This is a genomic window from Pantoea sp. Ap-967, from assembly GCF_011752565.1.
Taxonomy (GTDB): Bacteria; Pseudomonadota; Gammaproteobacteria; order Pseudomonadales; family Pseudomonadaceae; genus Aquipseudomonas.
Genome location: NZ_VWXK01000002.1, coordinates 174,622 through 189,630, shown reverse-complemented (window position 1 = coordinate 189,630; position 15,009 = coordinate 174,622). Strand labels below are relative to the sequence as shown.

22 protein-coding genes are annotated in these 15,009 nt (G+C 59.5%); 8 read left to right on the top strand and 14 right to left on the bottom strand.

Features of this window, described 5'->3' with window-relative positions:
- Positions 1-510: 510 nt before the first annotated feature.
- Positions 511-867 carry a hypothetical protein gene (locus tag F3J45_RS03340; protein ID WP_167057320.1) on the bottom strand — a complete coding sequence of 119 codons (357 nt, stop codon included), beginning with the start codon at positions 865-867 and terminating at the stop codon, positions 511-513.
- Between the two features lie 21 nt (positions 868-888).
- Positions 889-1,239, bottom strand: coding sequence for a hypothetical protein (locus F3J45_RS29985; protein ID WP_240164517.1), 351 nt, complete (start codon positions 1,237-1,239; stop codon positions 889-891).
- Positions 1,240-1,411: 172 nt separating this feature from the next.
- Here F3J45_RS29985 and F3J45_RS03330 point away from each other — a divergent pair, with 172 nt between their 5' ends.
- A complete protein-coding gene (locus F3J45_RS03330) occupies positions 1,412-2,521 on the top strand; it encodes a Gfo/Idh/MocA family protein (RefSeq protein WP_167057317.1) in 1,110 nt (369 codons plus the stop codon).
- Between the two features lie 40 nt (positions 2,522-2,561).
- On the opposite strand, the gene F3J45_RS03325 is transcribed toward F3J45_RS03330, so the two are convergent.
- Complete coding sequence (locus F3J45_RS03325) at positions 2,562-3,026, bottom strand: hemerythrin domain-containing protein (protein WP_167057314.1); 465 nt, start codon at positions 3,024-3,026, stop codon at positions 2,562-2,564.
- 224 nt (positions 3,027-3,250) lie between these two features.
- On the opposite strand from F3J45_RS03325, the gene F3J45_RS03320 reads away from it, so the two are divergent.
- Both F3J45_RS03320 and F3J45_RS03315 read left to right on the top strand, forming a co-directional pair.
- On the top strand, positions 3,251-3,526 hold the full coding sequence (locus F3J45_RS03320; protein ID WP_167057311.1) for a hypothetical protein: 276 nt from the start codon (positions 3,251-3,253) through the stop codon (positions 3,524-3,526).
- A 102-nt stretch (positions 3,527-3,628) separates the two neighbouring features.
- The gene (locus F3J45_RS03315) at positions 3,629-3,793 is read left to right on the top strand and encodes a hypothetical protein (RefSeq protein ID WP_167057307.1); all 165 of its coding nucleotides are present in this window, start codon (positions 3,629-3,631) and stop codon (positions 3,791-3,793) included.
- A gap of 55 nt (positions 3,794-3,848) precedes the next feature.
- Here the strand turns inward: F3J45_RS03315 and F3J45_RS03310 are convergent, their stop codons facing one another.
- Entirely contained in the window at positions 3,849-4,706 is an 858-nt protein-coding gene (locus F3J45_RS03310) for an SDR family oxidoreductase (protein WP_167057304.1), read from the bottom strand.
- 133 nt (positions 4,707-4,839) lie between these two features.
- Between F3J45_RS03310 and F3J45_RS03305 the strand changes: the two genes are divergently transcribed.
- On the top strand, positions 4,840-5,427 hold the full coding sequence (locus F3J45_RS03305; RefSeq protein ID WP_205300376.1) for a hypothetical protein: 588 nt from the start codon (positions 4,840-4,842) through the stop codon (positions 5,425-5,427).
- A 62-nt stretch (positions 5,428-5,489) separates the two neighbouring features.
- On the opposite strand, the gene F3J45_RS03300 is transcribed toward F3J45_RS03305, so the two are convergent.
- Together F3J45_RS03300 and F3J45_RS03295 are read right to left on the bottom strand one after the other, a co-directional pair.
- Complete coding sequence (locus F3J45_RS03300) at positions 5,490-6,029, bottom strand: type 1 glutamine amidotransferase domain-containing protein (RefSeq protein WP_167057301.1); 540 nt, start codon at positions 6,027-6,029, stop codon at positions 5,490-5,492.
- 87 nt (positions 6,030-6,116) lie between these two features.
- Positions 6,117-6,563, bottom strand: coding sequence for a hypothetical protein (locus F3J45_RS03295; protein ID WP_167057299.1), 447 nt, complete (start codon positions 6,561-6,563; stop codon positions 6,117-6,119).
- 199 nt (positions 6,564-6,762) lie between these two features.
- Between F3J45_RS03295 and F3J45_RS03290 the strand changes: the two genes are divergently transcribed.
- Together F3J45_RS03290 and F3J45_RS03285 are read left to right on the top strand one after the other, a co-directional pair.
- Complete coding sequence (locus F3J45_RS03290; RefSeq protein WP_167057296.1) at positions 6,763-7,056, top strand: DUF6555 family protein; 294 nt, start codon at positions 6,763-6,765, stop codon at positions 7,054-7,056.
- A gap of 37 nt (positions 7,057-7,093) precedes the next feature.
- Positions 7,094-7,252, top strand: coding sequence for a hypothetical protein (locus F3J45_RS03285; protein ID WP_167057295.1), 159 nt, complete (start codon positions 7,094-7,096; stop codon positions 7,250-7,252).
- Positions 7,253-7,400: 148 nt separating this feature from the next.
- Here the strand turns inward: F3J45_RS03285 and F3J45_RS03280 are convergent, their stop codons facing one another.
- The 8 genes from F3J45_RS03280 to F3J45_RS03245 all read right to left on the bottom strand — a co-directional run bounded on the left by F3J45_RS03280 (position 7,401) and on the right by F3J45_RS03245 (position 13,443).
- Positions 7,401-7,817, bottom strand: coding sequence for a low affinity iron permease family protein (locus F3J45_RS03280; RefSeq protein ID WP_167057292.1), 417 nt, complete (start codon positions 7,815-7,817; stop codon positions 7,401-7,403).
- Between the two features lie 439 nt (positions 7,818-8,256).
- Positions 8,257-9,189 (bottom strand): lysylphosphatidylglycerol synthase domain-containing protein, encoded by a 933-nt coding sequence (locus F3J45_RS03275; RefSeq protein ID WP_167057290.1) that lies wholly within the window; start codon positions 9,187-9,189, stop codon positions 8,257-8,259.
- Positions 9,189-10,391 (bottom strand): cardiolipin synthase ClsB, encoded by a 1,203-nt coding sequence (clsB, locus tag F3J45_RS03270; protein ID WP_167057287.1) that lies wholly within the window; start codon positions 10,389-10,391, stop codon positions 9,189-9,191. The genes F3J45_RS03275 and clsB overlap by 1 nt, the downstream gene beginning before the upstream one ends.
- A complete protein-coding gene (locus F3J45_RS03265; protein WP_370526236.1) occupies positions 10,388-11,128 on the bottom strand; it encodes an endonuclease/exonuclease/phosphatase family protein in 741 nt (246 codons plus the stop codon). The genes clsB and F3J45_RS03265 overlap by 4 nt, the downstream gene beginning before the upstream one ends.
- A gap of 29 nt (positions 11,129-11,157) precedes the next feature.
- On the bottom strand, positions 11,158-12,075 hold the full coding sequence (locus tag F3J45_RS03260) for a DUF72 domain-containing protein (protein WP_167057282.1): 918 nt from the start codon (positions 12,073-12,075) through the stop codon (positions 11,158-11,160).
- 115 nt (positions 12,076-12,190) lie between these two features.
- Positions 12,191-12,571, bottom strand: coding sequence for a termination factor Rho (locus tag F3J45_RS03255; protein ID WP_167057279.1), 381 nt, complete (start codon positions 12,569-12,571; stop codon positions 12,191-12,193).
- A gap of 96 nt (positions 12,572-12,667) precedes the next feature.
- On the bottom strand, positions 12,668-12,919 hold the full coding sequence (locus F3J45_RS03250) for a hypothetical protein (protein ID WP_167057275.1): 252 nt from the start codon (positions 12,917-12,919) through the stop codon (positions 12,668-12,670).
- Positions 12,920-12,942: 23 nt separating this feature from the next.
- A complete protein-coding gene (locus tag F3J45_RS03245; protein ID WP_167057272.1) occupies positions 12,943-13,443 on the bottom strand; it encodes a DUF4142 domain-containing protein in 501 nt (166 codons plus the stop codon).
- 208 nt (positions 13,444-13,651) lie between these two features.
- Here F3J45_RS03245 and F3J45_RS03240 point away from each other — a divergent pair, with 208 nt between their 5' ends.
- Positions 13,652-13,837: a hypothetical protein gene (locus tag F3J45_RS03240; protein WP_167057268.1), complete on the top strand. Its 186-nt coding sequence runs from the start codon at positions 13,652-13,654 to the stop codon at positions 13,835-13,837.
- Positions 13,834-15,006 (top strand): iron-containing redox enzyme family protein, encoded by a 1,173-nt coding sequence (locus F3J45_RS03235; protein WP_205300375.1) that lies wholly within the window; start codon positions 13,834-13,836, stop codon positions 15,004-15,006. The genes F3J45_RS03240 and F3J45_RS03235 overlap by 4 nt, the downstream gene beginning before the upstream one ends.
- Positions 15,007-15,009: the final 3 nt, after the last annotated feature.

Genomic DNA, 15,009 nt, shown 5'->3' with positions numbered 1-15,009 from the left:
TCCATGGTGGACTCTATCGTCGGCCTATTCAAGGAATTGGCGGTGAATCACTGATCAAGTCATCCTCGGCAACTGTTTGGTAGCCATAGCGAGGCGGGTTTATGGACCCGACTGTGACGACCGAGTGGGGCGCTGGTTCCGAGCAGCTTTGCTGCGGCATCAATGTGCCGTGCGCAGCTTAAAGGCTATCAGGATCCCCAAATCCTCTCGTACAGTGGTTAGGAATTTGGTAACCCAAAGCACGGGGCTACACTCAAGCACTCCCAAGCTTTTGGCTCACATGTTTTCATCGCTGCCGAAGAACATTTGGACAGGCCTCTAGGGCGGCATTCAAGGTTCTAAAAATAATAAATGTACCCCCAAAAGTACCCGCGATACCCCCAGCAGGATGCGCGATCTAGAATGGCGATTTCTGACTGCTGACGAGGTGGTGCATCCTGGACTTCAGTGTAGCGCCATGGCCGTGCGGCGCCCATGGCACTCCCTCCTGATGGATGAAGCGCTCAGCCTTCAACCACCGGAACCGCCTCCACCGGAGCCACCCGCGCCGGATCCGCTCGAACCGCCGGTGCCACCCCCAGAGTTCGTCCCGGTTCCGTTGCCGCTTCCGGTCCCTGAGCCGTTGGTGGTGCCATCACCGCCGGTATTGTCAGTGCCATTGCCCCCGGTACCGCCAGAGCCGGTCCCCATGCCATCTCCAGGCGTGCCTGAGCCTGTGGGTCCGCCATTGCCGTTCATGTGGCCGTTGTCTTGCGTTTGCGTGCCTGGAGCGCGTTGGTCGTTCATGTCGGTGGCCGCCAGCACAAGCGGCGCACTAGCCCCAAGACACAGTGCCAACAACAACGAGTGGGGTTTGATGATCTTCATGGAGCAGGTCCTTTGGGATGTTCACCCTTTCTTTGTCCTGCCCGCGCGGCGACCTGTGCGATGGCGCTGACGGGCGGAACGAACGGCCTCGGCGCCACATATTGCGGCGCACATAAGCACGACCCCTTCAGCCCAGTTCCATCGCAGTGTTTTTTTCCAGCCTCGCAGGTTCATGACGCACAGGCAGACCTGCAGGATGATCAGCGCCCAGGCCTGTGCCTGCCATCCCCACACCCCCCACAGCACATTGCTGGCGATGAAGCAGCAGAAGCCCAGCTTGCGTCTGCCCGGGCGCCTTGAACCGATGCACCAGGCGGCCAATACGGTCAGAACCATGGCGGGCCATTCGAGAAAGTCGATCCAGTCATTCATCCAGCGATACCCAAACTGATTGCGTTTCGATGTGGGACTGGCGAGCGCCCACACGGGTTCACAACGCTTTGCCAACACTCACGGTGCCAGATTTATGGAACCTCATGGCCGTACGACCAGCCCACTCTGGTAACTGACATGATCAATCATCGTCACCTCAAGGAGGGGTTTCATGCCCAATGCAGCAGGCAAGATCCGCTATGGCGTAGTGGCTGGCGGGTCGATTTCCCAGGGCGCGTTCATGCCCGGTATCGGCCAGACCGACAATTCGGTGATGACCGCGCTGGTCACGGGCGACCCGCAGAAGGCAATGGCACTGGCCGACCGGTACGGGCTCAAGACCTACGCTTACGAAGATTACGCGGCGCTGCTCGGCTCGGGCGAGGTGGATGCGGTGTACGTTGCCACGCCGAATTTTCGCCACCGCGAGTTCGTGATCCCGGCGCTGGAGGCGGGCATTCATGTGCTGTTGGAAAAACCCATGGCCACCAACGAAACCGACTGCCTTGCCATGATCGAGGCTTCCCGGCGCACAGGCGCCAGGCTGATGATCGCCTACCGCCTGCACTCCGAACCCGGCACCTTGGACATGATCGGGCGGGTGCATGCCGGCAATTTCGGTGAGCCGCGGCTGTTCACCTCGACCTTCACCCAGCGGGTCAAGCCCGGCAACCACCGGGCGCAGAATGGCTTCGGCGCTGGCCCTGTGGCAGACATGGGGCCGTACCCACTGAACTTGGTTCGCCAACTGTTCAATGCCGAGCCCATCGAGGTGGCGGCAGTGGGTGTGCACTCGCCGGGCAGCAGCATCGACACTTGGGACACGGTCACCGTCAGCCTACGCTTCCCCGATGAGCGCCTGGCACAGTTCACTGTCAGCTACACCATGCCTGATACCGAACGCTTCCAGATGCTGGGGAGCAAGGGCGAGATCGAAGCCTCGCCATGCTTTGGCTACGGGGAAGGGGTAGCGATCAGTTACCGGGCGACCATTGACGGCGAAACCCGCGTGCACGTGAACCCTGTCGTCGATCAGTTCGCCGGAGAAACGGCTTACTTTTCCGATTGCATACTTCGCAACGAGGTGCCAGAGCCTGATGGCGAGGAGGGTTGGCGCGATGTGAGGGTGATAGTGGCGATAGAGCGCGCGTTGGAAACCGGCCAACCGCAGCGCCTGGAGCCGCTGGCCGCAAGGCCTTTCGCGCGGCGCCGCGAACAGCTGCGGGCGTTCCCGCTTGCGCCGGTGCCACCGATGATCAACACAGAGTCGCCCACCCAGTAACGCCTGGTCCAGCGCGCCCGGGTGGGCGCGCTGGCGCTCTTCAGGCGGCGCGCTGTTCGCCCTTGAGCAGTTTCTTCTGAGCTTCCATGGCCTTGCCCATGTCTTCAAGTTCCTGCTTGCCCAGCAGCTTGCGCGCGGTAGGGAACAGCTCGCTTTCTTCTTCCTCGATATGATGCTCCAGCAACTCTTTCATCACTTTGACTCTACCGGCGAACTCCACGGTACCGGTCTCGGTGTGTAGCAGGTCGGGAATAACCAACGAGTCAACCGTGCGATGTTCCTCCTTGGCCTCGTAATACATTTTCGCTTCTTCCTTGCCGCCGGCCTGCTTGATCGCGGGGTACAGGATCTCTTCCTCCAGAGCCGTATGGATGCTCACCTCCTGCTTGATACGTTCGAGCAGTTCGGCGCGTTTCTTCACCGCGCGCTCGGTGGTAGAAGACAGTTCCTCGAGCAGTTTCTTCACCAGTTGGTGGTCCTGGATCAGCAGTTCGATTGCGTTCATGTGACACCTCTTCAGGGGCTGGGAAAAATCACGGTTGCTCTGGGTGGAGTCGGCTACAAGCGCAAGGGTTCAATGCCGCTGATGTGTGTTCTGCCGCGACAAGGTGGATGCTCTGAAGATGAGATTGGCACTTAGGCTGCGAAGACGTCCTACCACTAATCTCTTGCAAGTGAACCTAGCCACGCCTGCGGGCTCGACAGTCAAAGCGTGAGAGGGCTGGCGACATGAATGCGATTACTCAGCAGATCACCCAGGAGCAGCGTCGTCTGACTGCTGTGAACCGTTGGTTTGCGCTGTATGACGATGTCGAGCGCAGGCGTGATTGCCCAAGTAGCCACCACGAAGAGTTGCTTCGCCAGGTCGACGAGATGGACCGCTTGGGGCTCATTGACTGGCGCGAATGGCGAGACCTGCGACGGCTCGCCGACTGCGGCTTTCTCAAGGCCATAGCCGGCGCGGACTACCATCATGTTCGAGGTCAGGGGATATTGATGCTCTAATCGGCGGTATCACTGGCCCTCAGGCGCGTGGCCGGGCCTCGTGGCATCAAGCGCCGCACCGGGCCGACCTCACCGGAACACAGTAAAGGGTAGGAGAGCAGCATGACGAAAGAAGTCCAACAGAAGAAGCCAGGTTCACAATCGAAGTCTGATGGCGAAGAGGAGCGAGATAACGATGCTCATCGTCCGGATGGTTCGACCGGTACATCTCATGACTCTACGGCGCAGAAAACAGCACGTGAGCACGGGCAACGAAAAAAAACCTGATTTCCGTTTCTAGGATCTGGACTGAGGCTCGCCTTTTGGGCGAACCTCTTTTTCGTCAAAGGATCGGTTTTCCACCGGTGACAGCGTAGCGTGAACCACTGATGTAACTGGCCTCATCAGAGCCAAGCAGCACATAGATCGGGGCGACCTCCACTGGCTGTCCTGGACGTCCCATGGGGTAGCTGGAGCCAAAGTTCTTGACGGCCTCATCGGGCATGGTAGCCGGGATCAAAGGCGTCCAGATGGGGCCAGGCGCAACGCTGTTGACCCTGATTCCCTTCTTCCCTAGCAACTGAGCCAGGCCCGCCGTGAAGTTGGCGATTGCACCCTTGGTCGCGGCATAGGCCAGCAAGCTTGGCGATGGATCATCGGAGTTGACCGAGCTCGTGTTGATGATTGAGCTGCCCTTTGGCATGGAAGGCAGGGCTGCCTTGCAGATCCTGAAGATAGCCGTGATGTTGGTGTCGAAGGTTTTTACCCATTCATCATCGTCAATTTCTTCCAAGGTCTCATGCGCCATCTGGAAGGCTGCGTTGTTGACCAGGATGTCGATGCGCCCGAACTGTTTTACGGTCTCTTCGACGATGTCGTGGCAGTGTTGTTTCTGCGCCAGGTCGCCGGGCAGCAGTAGACATTGTCGGCCCGCTGCTTCTACCCAGCGTGCAGTTTCCTGCGCGTCTTCATGCTCATTGAGATAGGCGATGGCAACGTCAGCACCCTCGCGGGCATAGACGATGGCGACGGCTCGCCCGATGCCACTGTCAGCACCGGTGATCAGCGCAATCTTGCCCTCAAGGCGATTGTGGCCGGTATACGACTGCTCACCACAGTCTGGGTAAGGCTCCATCTTGCGTTGTGAACCGGGGACGCTTTGTGACTGGGACGGAAAGGGCGGAGTAGGGAAATCGCGCATGGTAGAAGCTCCTGCAGTTGAGAACGCTCTTACCGTTTCGAAGCATCGGATGCCTGTGCGTTGGATTGAATGTGCACCCGGCACGACGAGCGGTGCTCTACTCGAATGCGAATTGAATTTCAGGTGGCATCGTTTGTTCTACCGAACTGACCTCCTCGCGCTCTTCTCGCCGGGAGCCGTATTACAGGAGGAACAGGTGCCTCGAATCATTACCCCCGCGACCCCGGAGCATGAAATCAGCGAACACAACGCCAGGATGTTCGGCTCTCCCAAAGAACGTCTGGACTTCTACCGGCGTGAGATCCAGTACGAAACCAGCATTCTGGCCAACCGTACCGACGCCTACCTGGCTGCCCAGTCCTTTCTGGTCATCGCCTTCGTGTCCTCCATGGGCAACCTCAACCAAGGATGGGGAGAAATGTTCACGCTGATCGTGCCAGCGTTCCTCGCCCTGCTGGGTGTGCTGAGCTCGCTCAACGCATGGCCTGGCATCCGAGCTGCCTACAACATCATCGATCACTGGCAACTGAAGCAAAGTCACTTGCTACAGAGTGAGCCCATGATGGGACTGGCTTACGACGAGTCGCCTCTTTTCTGCGAAGCTGAGACTTCCCGGGCAGGGCATCGAAAGTCGCTGCTGTTTTCGCTACGGACACCGTGGATCTTCCTGGTGTTCTGGTTGCTGTTGGGGAGCTACTCGGTGTACATCCAATTGGCGTGATAACGCCTCACCCGGCGAAAGTACGGCCCCCACGAAAGGGGGCCGATGTGCAGAGAAAAGGGTCAGCCAGCCAGCGCTTTGATCAACTGTTCGTTGAAGGCGGGGATATCGTCAGGTTTGCGGCTGGTGATCAGGTTGCCATCCACCACGACTTCTTCATCAACCCAGTTACCGCCTGCATTGCGAATATCGTCCTGCAGCGTCTTGTAGCTGGTCATCCGCTTGCCCTGGGCCAGGCCGGTGGACACCAGCAGCCAGCCACCGTGGCAGATGACCGCCAATGGCTTGCTTGCCGAGTTGTGGCTTTTCACCAGCTTCTGAGCGCCGGGTATCAGCCGAATGGTGTCGGAATTCTGCACACCGCCCGGCAGCACAATGGCGTCATAGAGATCCAGGTGGGCACTGTCGAATGTCGCATCCACGGCAAATTCGTCGGCGGGCTTGTCATGGTTCCAGCCGCGTACAGTCCCTTCCTTATCACTCAAGATGTCGACCACGGCGCCATTTTTTTCCAAGGCTTCACGCGGGCCGGTCAGTTCGATCTGTTCAAAACCATCGGTGACCAGGAAGGCCACACGTTTGCCGCTCAATTGTGCACTCATCGTTGAATCTCCGTTTTCGATAGACATGAAAGGGGAGGCCAGTGGCAGGCGCAAAGTTCAAAAGACGACGCTTCAGTGGCGCCTGTGTTATGCATGGGTGATTACAAACCCGGCGAGGAAACCGATCACAGCCGCGCTCAGCAAAAGCGGTATCCTGTCTTTACGGGTTAGCGCGAGGCCGCCCACCGTCTCGGGATTACGGTTGAATCCCGTAGCCGGTTGATCCTCTGCATTGATGTCCTCGGCTATGGCACTCACTTCCAGTCTGGACAGCTTCAATGCCGTGCCATCCACCAAGGTCAGCGTCAGGTCTTCGATGTTTCCTGCCGCGCGACCCGGGAAAATCGGTTCGCCTGTAGCATCAAGGTTGTCGTATATGAAACGCTTGCCCTCCAGCCAGCCAACGGCAGTGAGTCGCTCGGGACCGAGAAAGTATTTTCCATCAAGGAAGAAACCTGGAAACTGGTGAGCGCGTTCGACGTTCTCTACCGCGTAACGCTCACCGGCTTCCATACCTGTTTTGGGATCAATCATGAGCACGACCTCCATCTGCTGGTGTAGCGATGGAGGTTGAATAGAACAGGCCTGTTCCGAAAGACTGACCAATGGGTAGCAATATCTCACTCGCAGGCGCGCTTGCTTTTTTCACGTCGTATTTTGCCGCCTGGCTTTTCAATTGAATTTTCTCGTCCAGCTCTTCTCACAGACGCATGAGTAAAAGGGAGAGACTCACGTGGCTGGACAGCAACTCTACGTAATCGACTACACGCTCCATGGCGAAAGCCGATCGTTCATCATCCGTTTGGAAAAAATGGACAACGCCGTTGCCTGGCATTGGGCAAGCTGCGACGCAGGGGTTGGCATCATTCCAAGATTCTGTCAGCAGAACATCAAGATGGTCAGCCGGCCCGTGGCCGAGCGCTACGGGATCGCGAATGTGAAGTGGCGATTGGCAGGCGATGGCCCGGAGTTCATTGCACCGCCTATTGCTGTTGAACAATTTTCGGGGAAGGGTGTGGGCGGTTAGCGGCCTACAGCTGACCCAGTTCACTGGAGGCTTCGCTATGCAACCAAAGACTGAAGGTCACGAGGAGCACGGGCCGAGTGATGTGCCTTTCATCAACGATCCGGAAAAACCTACCTCACCGCCTTTGAATGACGCTGATGCCACGGATGCCGCAGACGTTGAGGAAGACATCGACGACGATGGCCAATCTCTCTGAGTAGAAGGAGCATGTGATGGTTGACGGCAAAACCGCTTCGGTAATGATTTACAAGGCCGACAGTACCCTTGAGGACGAGCGTATCTATCCATGCCCTGCGGATCCGCGCCGTGCAAAGGGTTGAGTCAGCTTGGTGCACGTGACTGATTTACCGCTGCTGATTGAAACGGGCCGCATCCTCCGCCAGCTGCTCGGCGGGCGTTTCAGTATGGGTTTCGCACTGGCTGCCCATGGTTTGGTAGTGCTTGCGTAGCTTATGAATTTGCTGACTGTCGAGCACTTCGAGATCGAGCACCGACTGGTGTGCCGATTTGGTTGCCCTGATCAGCTCGTCCAGCTTCACATGGATGATGTCGTTATCACGATTTTGGGTGTTCTGGATGAGGAACACCATGAGGAACGTGATGATGGTGGTGGATGTGTTGACGATGAGCTGCCAGGTATCGTTGTAGTGGAACCAGGGCCCGGAGGCTGCCCACATGGCGATCAACACCATGGCGATCACGAAAGTACTTGGCTTGCCCGCGTGATTGGATAGCCATTGGCAAAATTGTGCGAATTTCATTTTTTGCATCTCCACCGCTGTCTAGAAACTCTGACCACAGCGAAGCGCTGAAATCTTTTTTTACATTTCGTCAGTGTGACCGGCGAACGAGATAAGCGCAGCGGAACGACGTGAAGTGACGAAACGTAGAATTTCAGTTGATACCTATTTTGCGGCCACAATGACGAACTGAGGAAGACGAGATGAACGAGCAGCGCTAATGCGCTGGACGAAACGTACCCGGCGAGTGATCCGATTTCGCCATAAGGCCAGATAGTTGTATACATGCGACGGGAGAGGCAGGAGGCCGTTGAATTATATGGAAACCCACCCGGCACGCCTGTGGTTTGATTTACGTACTCAATGGGTTTGGTTTCCGGGTCAATAGCGCGATGCAGCTGCCAACACTGTACCTCCCGGGCACGCAGGCCCGTCAGCGCTTGTCGAGGGCTGGCCCGGCCTATTGGCGCAAGGCCTTGGCGCGCTTCTCGAGGATCAGGTAGGTAACCACCGCCAACAGCAGCGGGATCAGGTAGTACAACGTTCGATAGCCCAGCAGCGCGGCGATCAGGGTGCCTTGGCCGAGCTGGCCGTGGAGCAGCGCCAGGAATACGGCTTCCAGCACGCCGAGCCCGGCGGGAATGTGGGCGACCACCCCGGCGACGCAACTTATCAGCAACACACCTAGCACCGAGGGATAGAACAGCTCGAGCGGAAGCAACAAGTGGATCAGCGCTGCCATCAGCGCCCAGTTGCTTGCGCCCAAGGCCACTTGGCACAGCGCCATACGCAGGCTCGGCAGGGTGACTTCGTGGCCGCGCAGCACCCACGTGCGCCGCTTGGCGAAGGCACACGCGCACAGGTAAGCCAATGCCACTGCCACCATCAATACGCCGATCAGGCGCAGGCCGCTGGCACCCACCGCCCAGCTTTGCGGCAGCTTGACCAGGCCCAGGGCGAATACCGTGCCGGCCAGCAGCAGGTAGCCCATCCAGTTGGTCAACAGCCCCAAGGTGAGGATGCGGGTGATGGTCGGGGTATCCAGGCCCAGCCGGCTGTACAGGCGATAACGCAGGGCCACACCGCCGACCCAGGTGGTGAAGTTGAGGTTGAACGCATAGCAGACGAACGCTACCGGCAGTACCTGGCGGGCCGGCAAGCGGTGACCGGTATAGGCGCGGGCGAGCAGGTCGTAACTGGCGAATACCAGATAGCTGCACAGGGCCAGCAGCAGCCCCAAGGCCAGGGTTGAGGGCCGGTAGGCCAGCAGTGACTGGCGCACTTCATTCCAGTCCAGGTTACGCGCCAGGGTGACCAGCAGTACCGGTATCAACACCAGGAACAGCACGGTCAGCAAGGGCTTGCCCCAGGTCATCCAGTGTGAGGTGGCCATCAGGTCTTGCCCTCGTGGTAGTCGGCCGGAGCCTCGCCGTCGGCTTGCAGCGACTGCAGGCGCTGCCGGTGCGCCGGAAACCAGCCGGCGATCCCCGGGAAATAGCGCGTGATGTGGAAACCCAGGAAGATCAGCGGGGCACGCCACCAGTAACCACGCACCATGCGCTCCAGCGTCACGGTCTTGCAGTGGTCGCGGCTCAGCTCGCTCAAGTGCTGGTACAGGTGTTCGTTGAACGCAGGGTCGCGGATCAGCAGGTTGGCCTCAAGGTTGAACGACAGGCTCAGCGGGTCGAGGTTGCTTGAGCCTACGGTGGACCAGTCTTTATCCACCAACGCAACCTTGCCGTGAAGCGGCCGCTGGCAGTACTCATGGATGCGCACGTCGTCGCGCAACAGGTAGTTGTAGAGCAGCCGCGAGAGCGCGCGGACCCAGCGCATGTCCGGTTGCCCCTGTAGGACCAGCGTCACCTCGACCCCGCGCCGGGCGGCGTTGCGCAGCTCGCGCAGCAAGCGGTAGCCGGGGAAGAAGTAGGCGTTGGCCACCACGATACGTTGCCTTGCTTCGCGAAAAACCTGCAGGTAGCAGGCTTCTATATCGTTGCGATGGCGCTGGTTGTCGCGTTCCACCAGCACGGCGCTGGCCGGGCCCGAAGCGATGCCGCCCGGCTTGACGTTGCTGGCAGCACCCAGCACCGGTGCGAGCATGCGGCACGAAGAAGCATGCACCTGGGCCACCACCGGGCCGACAACCTCCACGGCGTAGTCTTGTTTGGCCTGCGGGCCGAAATCACCCAGGTGGTCGGCACTGTAATTGATGCCGCCAATGAAGGCGCGTTGCCCGTCGATTACCACGATCTTGCGGTGCAGGCGGCGAAACAGGTTGGTGCGCATGCCCACCAGCCGTGGTTGCGGATCGAACGCATGGAAACGTACGCCAGCCTCGGTCATCGAGGTGATGAATTCGTCAGGCAGGTCGGCGGTACCGTAGCCGTCCACCGCCACCTCGACCCGTACACCGCGCCGCGCGGCATCGATCAGGGCGTGGCGCAAGGAGTGGCCGACCTTGTCGTCGTAGATGATGAAGGTTTCCAGAAGGATCTCTTCGCGTGCCTGGGCCATGGCCTCGAAGACGCGGGGATAGTACTGCTCGCCGTTTATCAGCAACTGGACGCGGTTGCCGTTGCACCAAGGCTGCTTCATAGCGTCACCTGCGCCACCAGCGGGGCATGGTCGGAGAGATGTGACCATGGGTATCTGGATAACACCCGTGCCTGGGCAGCATGGGCATTGCGCAGGTAGATGCGGTCCAGGCGCAGCATCGGCAGGCGTGCGGGAAAGCTGCGTGACGGCTTGCCGAAGGCTTCCACCAAGTGGCCCGACAGCCGCGCATCCGCTTTCAGACGCCAGTCGTTGAAGTCGCCGGCGACGATGACCGGCTCATCCGGCGGCAGGCTGTCAAGCAATGCGAGCAGCAGGCCAACCTGACGCTGACGATGCACTTCGCGCAGGCCCAGGTGTACGCAGACTGTGTGCACCTGTTCATGGCCAGGTACTTCCAGCTGGCAATGCAGCAGGCCCCGCTCTTCGTTGCCATGGACCGAAACGTCCAGGTTGTCATGGGCACGGATGGGGAATTTTGACAGCAGCGCGTTGCCATGGTCGCCATGGGGGTAGACTGCATTGCGTCCATAGGCGAACTGTGGCCACATGCTGTCGGCGAGAAACTCGTACTGGGGTGTCTGTGGCCACGTCGGATGGCGCTCGGCATGTTGCCGATGACTGCCGTGTACCTCCTGGAGAAATACCAGGTCGGCCCCCGTCGAGCGTACCGCCTCGCGCAGTTCGGGCAAAATGAAGCGGCGGTTGAACAGGGTGAAGCCTTTGTGCACATTCAGGGTCAGTACCGTCAGGCGATGTACGGCGGTGACCTTGTCGATGATGCAGTGGGGGGCGGGCAGTGTCCGGTTCATAGCGGCTCCTGCGGTTCTACGCCTGGTTCGGTAGCCAGCTCGCCGCCAAGACCTAGCTTGTCCAGCAGGCGGCGGGCATCGTAAGGGGCATGGACTTTCTGGTCGTTGTCGAAGTAACAGTACACGTCACGGGAGGCGCGTCTTACCGGGGTGCGGTGTCCCACACGTTGAGCATCTTCAGGCTGGCCGCCCGCAGCCCAGGCCTGGATGCGCAAGCGCCAGCGGCGCAGCGCGCTGGCCGTGTAGCCGCTGCTGTACAGCTCGACATCGCCATGCAGGCGCAGGTACACGAAATCGGCCGTGACCTCTTCAACACAGGGCCATTTGCCGGCGCTGTCGGCGACCACCAGGGCAACCTTGTGCTTGCGCAACAGGTTGATGAAGGTGTCGCAGAGGAAGCTGGGGTGGCGGATCTCCACGGCGTGGCGCAGGCGCGCATTACCCGGCACGGCAGTGCCACCGTTGCCTTGCGGGCGTTCGGCGGCTTGGCGCGCAAGGCAGCGGGCGGCTTTGCGGTCGCGCGGTAGCTTGGCCAGAAAGTCGCTGAAGCGCGGCGCGTCGAATTTCAGGTTTGGAGGGAACTGCCACAGGAAGGGGCCCAGTTTGTCACCCAGCAGCAACGGGCCCGATGCGAAGAAGTTGGCAAGCGCCTCGTCGACGTCGCGGAGCCTGCGCACATGGGTGATATAGCGCGGCGCCTTGACCGCGAACACGAAGCCTCGCGGTGTCTGATCACGCCACTTGCCATAGCGCTCCGGGGTTTGCAGCGCGTAGAAGGAGCCGTTGATTTCGATGCTGTTGACTGCCCGCGAGGCGAACGCCAGCTCGTCGTCCTGGCGCAGACCTTCGGGGTAGAAGTCCTTGCGCCATGGGCCATAGCGCCAACCGGAAATTCCAATGCGGATCTCGCTCACCGTTGTCCCCTGCGTTCATGCACTCATCAGTAGCGACCGGCAGCTGTAAAGAGGGGTTCAGCATGATTGACGAGTGGCTCAGGGTTGGGGCATGCACTGCTCAGCTTTGCCTCGGTCAATCCTGTTTGCGCAGGGCTTCCACCAATTGGGCTTTGTTCATGGTTGAACGCCCCTTGATGCCTTGGCTGCGCGCCTCCTTCACAAGGCTTTGCTTGGTTTGCGATTCCAGCGACAGCTGTGAAGTGCGCGAATGCCCCTGGCGAGATTTTGCAGCACGTTTGGCGGAATCCGAACGTGCAGACTCTTTCGCCTGCGGTGCGGTCTTGCTGCCTGCACCTCCCGGCTTTTCACCGCCTCCGGATTGTTTGTTAACGGTGGCCCAGGCGCGTGCTTCGGCTTCCTCCTTGCCGACGCCCCTGTCCTCGTAAGATTGCTCGATGTGCAGGGCCTTGCGCTTCTGCTTGTCGGTATATTTGTCTTTGTCACCGCGTGGCATGGTATTCACTCCTGAGTCAATTGCTTGAAACCCCGGCAGACGTGATGATCAACAGCAGGCAGCAGAAAAAGGGACCGCGATGCGGTCCCGCTGGCGTCAGCTCTCCAATTGGCGAGCCGCTTCGACCCCTGCTGCTGAAAGCTTGATCGGGTAACTCATGGTCACCTGATGATCAGAGCCGACCGCTACGCTGCCATCTTGAATCAGGCCGTGCTCCTGAAGTGTCTTGAGCATGCCGGCCACGGCTTTCTCGCCCCGGTAATTGTCCAGCACTTCCTTGCCCAGCCCGTTGGGATGGGCGTGGAGCAACCGCGTCAGGACTTCAGTACGTAATTCGTCATTGCTCATCGTTCACCTCACTCGGCTGCAGGTTATTTACCGTGGCTAGTCTGCAGCGCTTTGGCCTGCTCCAGATGGTGCTCGAGGGTCGGCAATTTATCGCTGGCGAACGCCTTCAATTCAGGTTTGTCGGATGACGCTGCTTCCTTCTTGAACAGTTCCACTGCTTTTTCGTGAGCATCCACCTGGTTGTTCACATATGACTTGTCGAACGACTCTTCCCGCCATTCGAGGATCATTTTCTTGATCTTGTCCGTGAGTGTCGCCTCGTCTGGCACGCTGATGTCCAGTTTGCGGGCGATGTCGCCTAGCTCCTGATTGGCTTTGGTATGGTCGGTCACCATTTGCTGGGCGAATTTCTTGATGTCGGCACTCTGGCTCTTTTCCTGTGCCAGATTGCCTGCGACCACCTCGGCGATGCCGGCCTCGGTGGCTGCATCGACAAAGTCATCCGAAGAGGCGGCCTGTACCTGTAGCGAAGCCAGGCTCATCAATAGTGTGATGCCTGCGAGTTTCAAGAATGGCTGGTGCATGTCTGACTCCTTCCTTCAGTGGGCGCGACCTCAATGTCGCAGTCGGTTGAGCCGCAGGAGCAGGAGAAGGTTTAGTTTTTCTTCGAGCAAGGTTGGAGCGCGGTGCTCGAAGGCGCCGCTCATCTGCTGGGCGCTAATCAAAACGAATCCTCGGGGCGTTCTGGGACTCGCTTGCTACAGGACCGTATGCAATCGATGGGAGCCGCGCATGAAAAACAATCTGTTCGCCATATCGCTGCTGGCGGCAAGCCTGACGCTGCTCGGTGGCTGTTTCGATCGAGATAACGGTCATCCGGCGAAGGATGCCGACCCAAGCAAACCTTCGTTGCAGATGCAGCAACCTGATCCACCTGCCATTCGCCCTGCGCCTGAAACCAGACCGCAGAATCCATGAGCGAGGTATCGGGCATGGTGATCAGGACAGGCAGCAGTACGGTGATCGGTAATGAAGTTGAAGGCCCCAAACTTCGGTATCAGAGGCTGCTCGAAGGCCATGACCCAACGGCCGAGGCTTGGCTGGAAGGCCAACTGCTTCGAGCCCGGAGCCTCGCGGATGGTCTGCCGGACGACCCTGGCGGGTTGCCGCACTGGATGGCTGCCCACGCACATCGGGTCGCCAACGAGTATGCGGCTTATCTCCAGCAGCGGAGCCTGGGTGCGCCACGTCGCTACTTTTGCAACCGTGCCCATGCCTTGTGGTTTCTGCAGCAGGTGGCACCGACCAAGGCGGTCGACGGCGCGTGGTTGCACGGCACGCTGTGGCATTGGCGCGACCCGCGTTTTCATGGTCTGATCCGCACTTTCCTCGAAGAACTGGGTGACGGCGATCCGCGCTGCAATCATGTGTTGATCTACCAGCGCCTGCTGAGTCACCTGGGCTGCCTGCAATTGGCGCCACTGGCGCCCGCGCGTTATTTACAAGGCGCACTGCAACTGGCCCTGGGACAACACTGCGAGCGCTTCCTGCCTGAGGTGATCGGTTACAACCTGGGTTACGAGCAACCACCGCTGCACCTGCTGATCACAACGCAAGAGCTGGCCGAACTCGGCATCGACGCACATTACTTCCAGCTGCATGTGACCATCGACAATGCCGCCAGCGGCCATGCACGTCGCTCTCTGGAAAGCTTTACCGGTCTAGCCCGGGATCAAGGGCCGGAGTTCTACGAACGGGTAAGGCAAGGCTACCGGCTCAATGACCTGGGCATCGACACGCCCTCATTGATTGCCTCGTTCGATGTGCAGGCCGAATTGGTTGCCGCGTTGGAGCGCAAGCGCGTCTACGGGCAGTACATGCACGCCGATCGCTGTCGGCTGCAGGGACGCACCATCAACCAGTGGCTCGCCAAACCCGGTGCGATGCCTGGTTTCCTGGACGCGCTACAGGCCCAGGGTTGGGTCAAGCGTGACACCGACCCCCGACGAAGCCGTTTCTGGTCGCTGATCGATGGCCCGGTAGCGGAGATGTTCGGCGTATTCGATGCCTATGAAAAGCAGCTCTGGCATGACTGGATCGCCGGAACCTGGCAAGGCTTGGCCCCGCGCCGACTGGTACCTGGGTAGTGG